Annotated in this window: 7 protein-coding genes; all 7 read right to left on the bottom strand. The window is 42.9% G+C overall.

Annotated features, from left to right (window positions below):
• Positions 1-515: 515 nt before the first annotated feature.
• Positions 516-3,377 carry a sensor histidine kinase gene (locus tag AC06MN_RS10295; RefSeq protein WP_475672290.1) on the bottom strand — a complete coding sequence of 954 codons (2,862 nt, stop codon included), beginning with the start codon at positions 3,375-3,377 and terminating at the stop codon, positions 516-518.
• Positions 3,378-3,671: 294 nt separating this feature from the next.
• Positions 3,672-4,304, bottom strand: a complete 633-nt coding sequence (locus AC06MN_RS10290) for a class I SAM-dependent methyltransferase (RefSeq protein WP_475672289.1) — start codon at positions 4,302-4,304, stop codon at positions 3,672-3,674.
• Between the two features lie 277 nt (positions 4,305-4,581).
• Entirely contained in the window at positions 4,582-6,456 is a 1,875-nt protein-coding gene (gene mnmG / locus AC06MN_RS10285; protein WP_475672288.1) for a tRNA uridine-5-carboxymethylaminomethyl(34) synthesis enzyme MnmG, read from the bottom strand.
• Between the two features lie 231 nt (positions 6,457-6,687).
• The gene (ybeY, locus tag AC06MN_RS10280; protein WP_475672287.1) at positions 6,688-7,107 is read right to left on the bottom strand and encodes an rRNA maturation RNase YbeY; all 420 of its coding nucleotides are present in this window, start codon (positions 7,105-7,107) and stop codon (positions 6,688-6,690) included.
• 3 nt (positions 7,108-7,110) lie between these two features.
• Complete coding sequence (locus AC06MN_RS10275; protein WP_475672286.1) at positions 7,111-10,431, bottom strand: hypothetical protein; 3,321 nt, start codon at positions 10,429-10,431, stop codon at positions 7,111-7,113.
• A gap of 131 nt (positions 10,432-10,562) precedes the next feature.
• Positions 10,563-11,540, bottom strand: a complete 978-nt coding sequence (locus tag AC06MN_RS10270) for a T9SS type A sorting domain-containing protein (RefSeq protein ID WP_475672285.1) — start codon at positions 11,538-11,540, stop codon at positions 10,563-10,565.
• 171 nt (positions 11,541-11,711) lie between these two features.
• Positions 11,712-13,331, bottom strand: a complete 1,620-nt coding sequence (locus AC06MN_RS10265) for a T9SS type A sorting domain-containing protein (RefSeq protein WP_475672284.1) — start codon at positions 13,329-13,331, stop codon at positions 11,712-11,714.
• Positions 13,332-13,436: the final 105 nt, after the last annotated feature.

The following is a 13,436-nucleotide window of genomic DNA, read 5'->3' as shown; positions in this document are numbered from 1 at the left end:
CAGAATAACCACCGACAGGACGCTGTTCCACGGACGCTGACATGGGTTTTCTTAGCGGAACCGCCTTCCTGAATGCAATCGGAGCCGCCAATCATGACGGCTCTCACGATTCACTGCATTCAGTGTAGGCTCGGCCTTATTGCTGGCGGGTTGCTCCCCAGCAGAGCCCGTTCCCTCGTCCGGCCGCATGGCAAAACTACGATTTTTTCACCAACTGATACAAATATGAAAACTATTGTCTAATTTTGCATCGCATCCCTGAAGTCAACAGACTTCGGACACACTGTTTGAAACACTACCTTGGACGCAGAGTGGAAATCAGAGAATACGCGAAGCGGATTCCTTATTCGCTAAATTCGCTAAATTCGCGGTCGAAAAAACATCGTGGTTACAAATTGGATTGCTGTGTCCTTGCCTACCGGACGCAAGGAAAGAACCGCGAATTGGGCGAATCAGGCGAATGTGGCCTTGCTGGCGCAAGTCCTTGTTTCAAAAATTATCAATAATTCATTTCTTTATTTCCTGAATAGCTCAATGATAAAAGCCGTGCCAACGCCTTCTTCGCTTTCAAAATTGATGCGTCCATCCGCCACCTGAATGATGTTGTAAACCATGGCCAGTCCCAAGCCCGTTCCACTCGATTTGGTGGTGAAATTCGGCAGGAAAATCTTCTTCTTGTCTTCCTCCTTGATGCCTTTGCCGTTGTCCTTTATCTTGATGATGTATTTCTGCTCATTATCAATCAGTTCCACATCAATTTTTCCATCAGTCTTGTTTCCGATGGCTTGCACGGCGTTCTTCACGATATTGCCGAAAGCGCGGTTCAGATTGGTCTTGTCGCCGTTGAAAAGATGCTCTTTTTTCATGTCGTAATGATAAGTGAAACTTATGTTTTCCTCAACATTATACAAGTTGACGACACCTTGCAAAAGTGAAGCCAAATCGAGCGTTTCAGGATGATTTTCAGGCAGTTTGGCAAACGATGAAAAAGCCGATGCAATCTCCGAAAGGTCGTTGATTTGTTCCAAAAGCGTGTTGGCCGTGCGTTTCAGGCGGTCGCCAATGTCCTCTGCCCCATCGTTATAGGCTTTCACTAAATACTGCACGCTCAATTGCATCGGTGTCAACGGGTTCTTGATTTCGTGCGCCACTTGCCTTGCCATTTCGCGCCAGGTGCTTTCGCGCTCGTTGCGGGCAATCAGGTTGGCGCTTTTCTCCAGTTCGACAATCAATTGGTTGTACTGTTCAATTAATGCCCCGATTTCATCGTTGCTTTTCCAATCAATCGGTTCGTTGTTTCTGTCCAACTGAACGCTTTGCATCTTGCTCTGAATCAACGATAACGGCTTGGTCAGTCTTCGCGTCACACTTAAAATCAAGAGTAAGGAAACCATCAGCAAAAGCAAAATGATGTTGAGATAAGTCATCACGAAACTGATGATTTCTGTCCGCAAATCCAACTCTGAAGAAAAATAAGGCGTGTTCAGATAAGCCAAGGCGTTACCCCTTTCGTCAGTAATCGGGATGTAGGCCGATTGGTATTTTCCTTTGCCCAGACTTTCCTCGTGCGTGTAATAAAGACTACGGTTGCCGCGCAAGTTTCTGAACGCCTCGGCATTCATCAAGGTTGCTTGCAGATAGTTTTCAAATATTTCGGGGCGCGTCGAGGCAATCAGCTGACCGTTCAAGCCGTAAAGATTCAAATCGGTGAAAAACGTCCTTGAATACCTTTGCAGGATTTCGGTCCAAACCGCCCGCTGGTTTTGCGTTTCGATGGCCGCAAAATCTATGTCGTTTTGCATCTCCGAAAGCACGGTTCTCGTGGTCACAAACTGCGAATCCATGGTTTTCTGATTGTAAAGTCCACGCATGTAAATGACAGAAATTGGGCCAACTACAAAAAACGAAAGACTCAAGGTAAGCAAAACCACCATTTGAAACTTGTTGCCTAAACTCTTACGTTTCCAATCTTCTTGCTTTCGCGGCCTGACTATGAAATAAAGAATCACGACTGGCACTAATAAAATCAGGAAAATCACGCCAAACGGTGCCGTTTTTTCAGCCCAGCTTTTCTTTTCCGTGCTGACAATCAGAACATTCTTTTCGTCATTTATTATTGAATAATGTTTTTGTTCCTTATCAAAAGTGAATTGTTTGTCCTTGATATTCAAATCGTTGACGAAATTCGGATAGACAAATTCACCGTATTTGTAAACCAAAATGCTGTCACGATAGCTGGCAACCGAATAATCATACGGCATGTTGCTGTTGTTTTCCTGGAGAAAATACGGGAAGCCGAAACCCTCTGGCGCAATCGGTTTGTAAAATTCAAAATAGAGTGTTTTCTGCCTGACGGAATCCACATCAAACAGTTTGATTTTCGCCAGATAATTTGGATCAAGGGCGAAATAATCAATGAAATACAAACCATCTCCTACCCTTTTTGATTCGTTATTTGCCAATAAGTCAAGAAAATAACTATCACAATTGACCGTGTAACCTTCTGGTTGTATCGTGATTTCCTCGTTCGGTTCGCAAACCGTCAACGAAACGGAATAGGCTTTCATTATCTCATCGAAAAGCAATTCCCTCGAATAGCCCAAAACCACATCAGAAAGTACATTGCTTTCAGAAAAAACCATTTCGCGCAAAACCGAATCTGTCGCAACTTTTTGCTTAAACTGAATAAAAGAATCCTCAAAATCAGCATCTTGCTTTTGCCCCAGTTTTTCGGCAGCAGCAACCATATAAGCGTTTTCCTTCTTATTTTCTGACTGATAGCGCAAATAAGTAAGAAGAACCGACAACAAAAAAACAGCAACCAAACTGATTTCAACAAAATAAGGTTTCTCCATGCCTTTGATTCGGTCGAGGCATTTTTGCGATTTTTCGAAGGATAAAAACAAGAAAACAAAAGCCGTGAGCAATAATAAAACCAACAAGGATACAGCAATTTCCTTATAAGGTGACTTTATGGCCTGAACCAAATTGAAATCACAGTAAGACAAAACGTTACCATCACGAGAATAGACTTTATATGCAGTTTCTTCATTCGTAAAAATCACATGAATGTCTGCTAAAGAACGAAGCAGGCAAAATTCATTCGGGAAGAACTTATTGTCGATTTTATAATTGGTATTGAGGCACTTAAAGAGAAAATACGAGCGATTATTATGTTCAAACGAATGCACGAAATAATTACCTGAAAGCAGATTGCAAATCGTGTCACGGCCCAAAACCGAACGACGTTTCAAAAGACGCGAACTAATTGAATTTTGATTCCAAGAAACTAACGAATCGTTTGAATAAACATAAAGACCGATTTCACGTTTGCCAAACTCAGAAGATTTCAAATCCTCAACCGCTATTGAATTCAAATCGTTTTGCAATTCTGAAACCTTACGCTGAACTTTTGCCTCAATTCGCTTAGGATTGGAAACAAAGAGAAAATCCAAAGCTAAAAGAAAGACAAAAAGCAAAGAAAGTCCAAGAAAGACAAAACCAAGTGACCGATATTTATGTAGATTTCTCATATACGAAATAACTATCTAAAATTCAATACATTACAAAACATCAATTCTAATCCATTATTTTCTCGATTTTGAACACAGCTCCATAAAAAACCTAAAACGTCTAAAATCGCCTAAAAACACCCAATTTTTCAAAATGCGTTAAATCCGCTTTTCAAACACATAAACCAAACTCGACCATTCACCACTTTTCCTCGCTTTCAAATTGGAAATCATGCCACGATAAATTCCTCTCAGCAATGGCAAGCTCTTTTGGCGATATTTTTCACTCATGAAAGAAATATAAAAAGCATCCCAAACCAATTTCTGCGTTTGATTTTGAATTAAACCATTGATATTAAATATTTTAGCAATAGAATCTTGTGAAAAATGGTTCAAATGGCGCGGCACATCGTAAGCAGCCCATTTATCTTTATAATACTGTGCGTCATACGACCTGAAATTCGGTATAGCAATGACAAGTCTTCCACCTTTTTTCAAAAGCCTATTCAGCTGATTAACTTGCCACTGCAAATCGGAAACATGCTCCAAAACATGCCACATCGTGATGACATCAAAGCTTTCATCAGGCAATTTTTCCAAATCTTTAGGAAGCATAATTTCTGCTTTGATTCTTTTTTTTGCAATTGATGCTGCATCTTCTGAAGGTTCGGCACCTGTGCATTGCCAACCGTTCTGTTCAGCAAAATGAAGGAAATCGCCAACTCCGCAGCCAATATCAAGCAATCTGCCAGGTTCTTTTCCTTGCGCGGCAATGGCAATTTTGTGTTTCAAATTCACCGATTTCACCGCCTCATAAACACGAGGAATAAAGCCTTTCTTGTTTTCCTGATGACTGTAATATTCATCCGATTTATAGTAATCACCAAGTTTTTCATCGGAAGGTTTCGGTGTGGTGTAAAGCAGACCACAATCTTCACAAACCATAATATCAAATGGTTCTTGCGTCAGAAAATAGTCTTTTAAACTCAGATGTTTGTGTGCTTTTTCTGATTGGCACCAAGGACATTTATTACTCATATTGATTCAGTGTTTCATGTGGAACAATTCTCTATCTTCCTAAAAATATGGCTAATACATTTATATCAGCAGGCGAAATGCCACTGATTCGCGAGGCCTGGCCAAGTGTTTCGGGCTTGTAGCGGATCAGCTTTTCGCGCGATTCGTATGAAAGCGAAGTCAGACTATGATAGTCGAAATCAACAGGCAATTTGACGTTTTCCAAACGGTTCAGTTTATCTGCCAATTCATTTTCCTTCGTTATATAGCTGTCATATTTTACTAAAATTTCAGCTTCCTCAACACATTCCTTCACAAATCTATCATCCAAATTATAGCGTTCTTTTAGACTTGAAAGCGTATCAACCATTTCGAAAAGACTTATCTGAGGACGCAGCAACATATACGACAATTTCACTTTCTGGTCAATTGTCGAAGATTCCTTCAACTGCAACAAGCCATTGATTTCATCAGGATAAACATAGTTTTCGTTCAAAAAACCGATGATTTCCTCAACCTTACGCTTCTTTTCCAAGTAACGCTGATAACGGTCTTCCTTAGCCAGACCCATTTTATAGGACATCTCCGTTAATCTGCTGTCAGCATTATCTTGTCGCAACAAAATACGATATTCTGCCCTACTGGTAAACATTCTATAAGGCTCATCAACGCCTTTGGTAATCAGATCATCAATCAAAACACCAATGTATGCCTCGGAACGCGACAAAACCAACGGCTGATTATCATGAATCAGATGATGGGCATTGATACCCGCCATCAAACCCTGGCATGCGGCTTCTTCATAACCCGTAGTGCCATTGATCTGCCCTGCAAAGAACAAACCATGAATTTTCCGCGTTTCAAGCGAATGATGCAATTGCTCAGGCGGAAAATAATCATACTCGATGGCATAACCCGGACGGAAAATCTTTGCGTTTTCAAAGCCCTCGATTTGGCGCAAGGCTTCATATTGGATATAATCCGGCAAAGATGAACTGAAACCATTCAGATAGTATTCTTCCGTGGTCCAGCCCTCTGGTTCGACAAACAGCTGATGTGCATCCTTTCCGGCAAAACGGTCAATCTTATCTTCAATGCTCGGACAATAACGCGGACCAACACCTTTGATGCGTCCATTAAACATAGGCGAATATTTGAAACCTTTACGCAAGGTATCGTGGACTTTCAAAGAAGTATGGGCAATCCAGCAACTGCGTTGTTTGGTGATCTTGAACGGTTCGTTATACGAGAAACCAACCACATCGTCGTCACCTTTTTGTTCGATGAGACGACTGAAATCTATGGTTCTGCCGTCAACACGAACAGGCGTACCTGTCTTCAGTCTTTTGGCTTCAAAGCCAATTTCCTTGAGTTGCTCGGTGATGCCATAACTCGCAACCTCCCCCATTCTTCCGCCTGGAAAATGCTGCTCACCGATATGAATCAAACCATTCAAGAAAGTTCCATTGGTCAAAATGACAGCCTTTGAATGGATTTCGCCACCCATTTTGGTAACGACACCTTTAACTTGGTCGCCCTCAAAAAGCAAACCAACAACGGCATCTTGCCAGAAATCGAGATTGGGAGTTTTTTCCAACATGCTGCGCCATTCGGCCGAGAACATCATCTTGTCGCTTTGGCAACGCGGACTCCACATGGCGGGTCCTTTCGACTTGTTCAACATTCTGAACTGAATCATGGTGCGGTCGGAGACAATGCCCGAATAACCGCCCAAAGCATCAATTTCGCGCACAATCTGGCCCTTGGCAATGCCGCCCATGGCAGGATTGCACGACATGGAAGCGAACAGGCGCAAGTCCATGGTGATGAGCAAAACCTTATTGCCCAAATTTGCGGCAGCGGCAGCGGCCTCGCAACCTGCATGGCCAGCTCCCACCACTATTATATCATACTCTTCAAAAATCATCTTACTCGTGTTTCACATGAAACAATAGTTTTATAAAATTGATAATGAATTATTTAAATAAAACACATATTATTAAACACAACCTTTTTTCTTATTGAACACGGATAACACTGATTTTTCGGATTTTTGTTTTGCGAGCAAAACAATCCGTGTCAATCCGTTTAATCCGTGTTCGAACCAAAATTCGTGTTCCATCAAATATATCTACGTGTTTATTAGTAATTTCCATGATTAAAATTGTAACAAACTCAACGATTCTTCCTCCTTCATCCGCATCATTTTCTCGTCTTCATCAGTCAAATCGTCGAAGCCTATCAGATGCAAGACGCCATGGATAATGACACGGTGCAATTCGCTTTCATAACTGCGGCCAAAAGTCTGTGCGTTTTCAGCAATACGATCCAAACTCAGACAAAATTCGCTCGAAATAACTGATTCACAATCCGTTAAAGGAAATGTAACAATATCAGTATAAAAATCATGACCTAAGCGTTGCTGATTGATTTCCAACAATTTATCATCACTGCAAAAATAATAGTACAACTCCCCTACCGATTTGCCGTGTCGCTTGACAACATCGTCAATCCAAAGTTTTGCCTCATCATAATCGATGACTGGCATTTCAACATCAATGGTCTGAAAACGAATCATTTGCTAATTATTTGTATTTTTACGAAGATAATACTCGTTGATTTTATCCTTATAGAAAGGCGCATATTCGATAGGATTCTTACGCAGAAATTCCTGATTCTTCTTCAAAGTCTGCTCGTAGATATATTCATCAATCTTGCGGTCGAATTGCGAACCTTTAAATTCATTGCTCTTTCGGGTTTCGTCTTGATCGCGCTTTTCCTGGGCCTTCTGCGACTCCAACATGCGTGAAACGATTTCCTTATTACGCTCAATGGTTTGGCGCGTTATACGCTTGTTTACGAGGTCCTCCTCCAATTTTTCCATGTCCTTGATAATCTCATTCAGGCCATCGTCGCCCAACTGCCCGTTTTCCTTCATTTCCTTGAGCATTTGCTGCATGCCTTGGCGCAACATTTCCTGTTCAGCAGCCATGCGGGCAAACTGCTCGCTCATCGAACTGGATTGGGGTTGCCCTTGCTGTTTTTGCTGTTGCATCTGCTGCTGCATCTGTTTCAACTGTTCGCCGAGCTGTTGCTGCATTTGCTTCATGTTCTGAAGACTTTGTGATTGTCCCGACTTGCATTGTTTGCTTTGCATTGGCATACCTTGCATACTCATCGAGTTTTCCATTTGCTCAAGCGATTCGGCCAACATCAAGGCCAGATTGTTCATTGACATCATGGAAGTCTGCTGATTTCTCACGGCCGAGGAAAGTTTCAGATTGTTCAAATACTCCATCGCCAAACCAGTTTGGTCTTCAATGATATGCAATTCATCAAAAACGAAATTCTGAATCATCGGCTGGCGCATGGCCATACTCTTTAAGGAATCGCGAACCATAACAAAATTATCAGCGATTTCCTTTTGAGTAATGATTTTTTCGACAAGCGAAGGATCGTCGGTGCGCATTTTACCAATTTCGGTCATCAAGTCTTCCTGCTCGTGCGAAGCGTGAACCACATTTTCCAAAAGCACACGCACCAAATAAGCATCTTCGGCCATTTGCTCCATATCGCCGCCCTGCATCTGCATCAACATGTTATTGGCCATCTCCTGCATCTTCTCCCCTGCTTTCTGTTTGTTTTGCTGCGATTTTTGCTGCTGACCCGACTGTTCCTGTTGCGAAGCGTCATTCAAATCCTGCTCAATGCTTTCCTGCATGGCTTCGTCCTTGTCAACATCGAAAGGCTGCTGGATGTCTTTATTCTTCTCAAGCAAATCATCCAGTTCGTCCATCATCTTGTTGAACTCTTCCTTAGCTTCCTCTGCCGATTTCTGGGAATCCTCATTACCTTCCTGTTTTCCTCCATCTTGCTTACCTTCCTCCTGATTCTTCAGCTCCTCTCCTAACTGATTCAGTTTTTCCGCCAAATCAGTCAAATCCTTTTCCATTTTCAACTGTTCCAAAAGCGAGAGATTGCGGTCGAGCATTTCCTGCATCGACTGGTTGTTTTTCTTGATATCCTGCATCATCTGCTGCATCTGCTCACGCGGCATTTCATCAAGCATCTTCTGCAGTTCATCCATCAGTTTCTTCATCTCATCAGGAATAACTTGGTCGAAAAGCTTGTTGATTTGCTCTTGTTTTTTCAATAAGTCTTCGTTAGCAACCTCGTTCTTTTCCATGAAATCCTTCAAATCCTGCTGTTCCTTTTGCAGTTTGTTCCATTCTTCCTGAATTTCATTCTGCTTTTCAATCAAATCCTTCATCCTTTCCTTGTCCGACCAATCCAATTCCTTCTTCTGAATCAGGTCCTGAAGCATCTTCTCAATGTCGTTTTGCAGTTTGTCGGCCTCTTTCGATTTCTGTGAAAGCTTGTCAAGAATGTCTTCAGCATTTTTGTCAGCAATGCTATCCAAAGCAGATTCGGAAGGCTTGTAATAAGCGAAAGTTTCGGAGCGTTTCGATTTCGGTCCTTGGAAACCATCGTTATCCCAAACCTCAAAAAAGACTTCCATATCCTGACCAGGCATAACGCCCAGACTATCCATATTGAAATGATAGAAAAACGAAGTGCGCGTCTGCGAAGCATCAAAAGCAATGGACCTAACCACATTCTTTTCCTGCGGATGCTTGATTAAACAATTGAATGTCAACTTCGTAAAACCATAATCATCGGTAAGGAGGCCTGAGAAATAAACATCAGTTGAAAGCTGCTCATCGAAAGACTCGACGCGAATGTCAGGATAAGCATCGGGCAACACGTCAACGGAAAAGGCGAGAGGTTCCATATTGGAATTCCATTCGTTGCTCAAATGAAAATCGAACTTGCCTGAATTAGCCGCCGTGAAGGAATACAAAGCCTCGTTATCGTTGACATTCAAATCGATACGCGACGAATCTGCAAAAACGTATGCGTTTTCAGCATCACGGGTGAAAAAGTGAAAATCGACTTGTGTGCCTTGCGGAACAATCAGGCGTGTCTTGCCTTCCAAAGTCTCATTTTCACGATGAATGTAATTAGGATAATGCAAGTCGCAGCGATAGGAGAGAAGCGCCGGATTAGGATGCACCGTAATGTGCAGGTCCTGACTATGGTATTCGCCACCTACAACATTGAAATCCAAATCGTTGTAAAGGTTTTTGAAGGTATATTCAAATTCATTCACCGAGTTTTTCTGCATCATCTGTTGGCCTTGACTGCTTTTCACGAAGAAAGCATCGGGGATTCGTTCGCCCGTCACCGATATGCTGAATTTCACATCCTGACCTTGTGTTGTCTCAATATCCGTCTGATTGATAACGACTTGATAGGGTAGGGGTTTCTCAAAATGCTGTTCGTAATTGACGATTCGTTGCGTAGGCTGCACGGCAAATTTCGGGAAGAAAATCACCAAACACAAGAGCAGCGCCAAAAGTCCGAAAAACACAGCAAGATATTTCAGGTTGCCTTTCAGATCGACTGCATCGGTAAACTTGACAGGGGAGAGGCTTTCGGTTCGTTGCTCGATGGTAGCCAAGAGCAATTCGTTGTCCTTATCACTCTCAAAATCATTGGTCAATTGTATGGTGTTCAGCAACTTATCCTGAATATCGGGGAAGAACTTGCCAATAAGCAATGCCGCCTTTTCGACCGACATTTTCTTACGGAACCGAATCAGATTGACCAAAGGAATGAAGAAATAATAAACCGCAACAAAAGCGCTTCCTGCCATTAGGAAAAGGAAAAGCACAAAACGGCCTTTCGGCGGAAACCAGGAGAAATATTCCAATCCGTTGATAAGCAGATAGAACACAATCCAAAGCACAGCCCCAACCAAAACGCCTTGTATCAGGCGGTTAAGGTAGAACTTCTTAGCGAAGCTTTCGATTTTCCCTATCAAAACATTCGGTGCAGACATATCCAAAATAAAGCAAACTGCAAAAATAGGCAATTAATCGGATAGTAGGACAAGAGCACTTCAAAAAGAAAAGGTTGGCTCCAATGCAAGAGCCAACCTTTTCAAATATAATGCAATATAGAATTATTTTCCTATTCCTTTATCCACTTGCCGCTCTCAATAAGGGTCGTTGAGCCTGTGGCCGCTGAGCTTTGTCGAAGTGCCGAAACGCCCGAAACCACCTTCCAGACATACATTCCTGATGTCCAACTTTCCGTGTTGATGGCCGTAGTTTCCCTTGCAAGTTCCTGTTTATGCACTTTTCTTCCAAACACATCATAAATTTCCACACGTGCATTTTCCAGCGCAGAACGAATCTTGAGCGTGTTGCCACCCGGATTCGGGTAAACATCCAAGGTCCTGTTGCTTATCGGCAATTCAACACCCAATGGGTCATCGGTTACATAGCCCCAAATCATAAACTGGTAACATTCAAAATAAGAACTGTAAGATGCCATATCATTCCACTTATTCTCCTGAATTTGAATCCATCTCGCATTAGGATCTGCCTCTGAAGTGTCAACTTGGCACGCTGTTGCAGAAAAAGTTTCGGAACCTGTGGTAAGTTCCGAAAAAACTATCCAAAGATCTCGGTTGGGGTCAATTTCAACAGGTTGTTCCAGTTCAACTTCAATCATTCCATCATAATTCTGATACGATGTAATGTCAAACAATTGTTCGCTCATCAGTGTAAGAGGCATATAACTGTTGCCATAATATACACGCAGCATCAAATCCCACTCATTATAAATTGATCTTATGTAAATCGCCACTCGAGTCAAAGTGAAACCATCATAGGCCTGAAGTTTGGTTGGAGGAAACGATACAGCCCACGAAAAGGGAATTCCTACAGGAGCATAAGCCACGCTCGTATTATACTCGTCATTGCCATAATAGAGCCAGTCTGCTTCTTCAGAGACAACAGACGGAAATTGCGATGGAATAGATTCTTGAGGCACGGTAACCATAAATGGGCAGAGGCTGCCGCCAACAGAAAGATTTTCCTGCGCAAAAGCTTTAACCACGAAAAGCAAGGCGATGGCGAAAAGTAAAAGTGATATTTTTTTCATTGTATTCAATTATTTGATTGTCATTATTTTATTAGATTCCATTTCGCTGGCTCAAGGAAATGGAGTTCGCTTGTAATTTTGACTTGAAGTCCGTTAGCCAAAATTCAAGGCGAACAATGTGGCAAAATTAGTGCTTTCTATTTTGATTTCCAATAAAATACAAAGAATAAATCATTCCTTCACCCACTTCCCCGTCTCAATTTCGGCTTTATCAGAAACCACCTTCCAAATATACGTTCCCGCCGCCCAGTCCGTGGCATCCAGCACCGTTTCGGTTTCCGTGACAGGCTGCTGCGCCACAAGGCGGCCATTCATGTCGTAGACCTCCACAGCGGCATTCTCAACCGCAGTGCGGATATGCATCTCGTTGCCGCCGGGATTCGGATAGGCGATGGCAAGTGAAAGGCCGTTGGCGTGGGCTTCGTCGATGCTTAGGAAGGCTTCGGCAGGAAATTTGGTGACAGCACGAAATCTATAGCCATTGGACAGTTTAACAACTCCTGATGTCAAAAGCATGCCTCCGTCACGTGTAGCTGCAATGCCCAGCGCTGCCTGACTTATACCGTCGTCGTATGTTCCATAATACATTGTCGAAAGTGTCTCAAAGTCAGGTGAAAGACGCTCTATCACAATCCTTGAATCCTGATCGCAGGCTGCTCCCACATTCAAAGCGTACACATAAAGCAGCGAACCGTCTTCAAACAGAATGGGCGGCGACATTTCGGTCACGAAATCCCAGCCATCTGTTTTCCTCTTGGCATAGTGAAGAATCGGTACATTGTTACCATAGCCGTTCACATCGTCATTATACTCATACAATGCAACACTATAATGGGCAAACCTCTCGCTGAAGGTGTTTGTCAGCAGCGTTGTCCCCCTACCGGTTCGGGTCACATTGCAATCATTAAAATCCATATTGTACATAGCCTGAACCTGATCGGCTTGCTTGAACGACCTGCTGCGAACAATGTTGAAGTCATGGTCAAGATAGATGAGGTTGTCATCTTTCTCTTCATAGATATCCCATTGACACCCATAATACAGATACAGGCTGTCGGCTTTGACGATGTGATGGCGGCGAAAATTATACGCAGGGCAAGCGCCGCACCTCTTGTTTCCGCTATAAGCAGCCCTGGCCAGCAGGTTTCCCTCGAAATCCATCCTGAAGAACACCGTCGAGTCGTAGCCGCGCGGCTTGTCGAGGTCGGCTGTCACGGTCTTGTCGTAAACTCCCACTATGGTGCCGTCGTCATCCACAAAAGCACTGTACAGATAGGCTTGCCCGTTATTCCAAAAATCATAAAGGTTTTCTTCGCTCAGCCACTCCGATGTGTCGATGGGAATTTCCATCTCATGGCTTTCGGCAATGGAAAGGTCGTCGTTGAGCCTGTAAAGACCTAAAATGCAGTGGTCGGTGACCGGCTCGAAGTTCTTGAAATAGTTCGATGAGCAAGTGTCGTGGTCGGGGCTGTAGGTCATCAGCGCATACACATCACCCGAACCGTTTTCAAGGACATAAGGCGGATAGCCATAGTAGCCGTCCTTGTGATAATCAGAAAAGGCCAGACCATTCCCTTCCGAATCCAGTTTCCATAAGGTTGGCGAATGTAGCAAACCGCAGCTTGAATCATGGTACCGATGACCCATAACCATGATGTCACCATCGGATAGCTCCGCTGATTCGTAGATCATAGTATGAGCCGTAGGACAGTCCCATTCCCATTCCTGCGCAAAAGCCTTGGTTCCAAAAAGGATGGCGAAGGCAAAAAGTAAAAGTGATGATTTTTTCATTGTATTCAATTATTTGATTGTCATTATTTTGTTTGTAGAGCCGTAGCGTGCTACGTCTCTTTCTATCATTTTTATTTTTTCACCCATTTTCCAGATTCAATTTCG

Source organism: Candidatus Limimorpha sp. (assembly GCF_056203535.1).
Note: the sequence above shows the minus strand (reverse complement) of the source record. Positions and strands in the feature narration are given on the sequence as shown.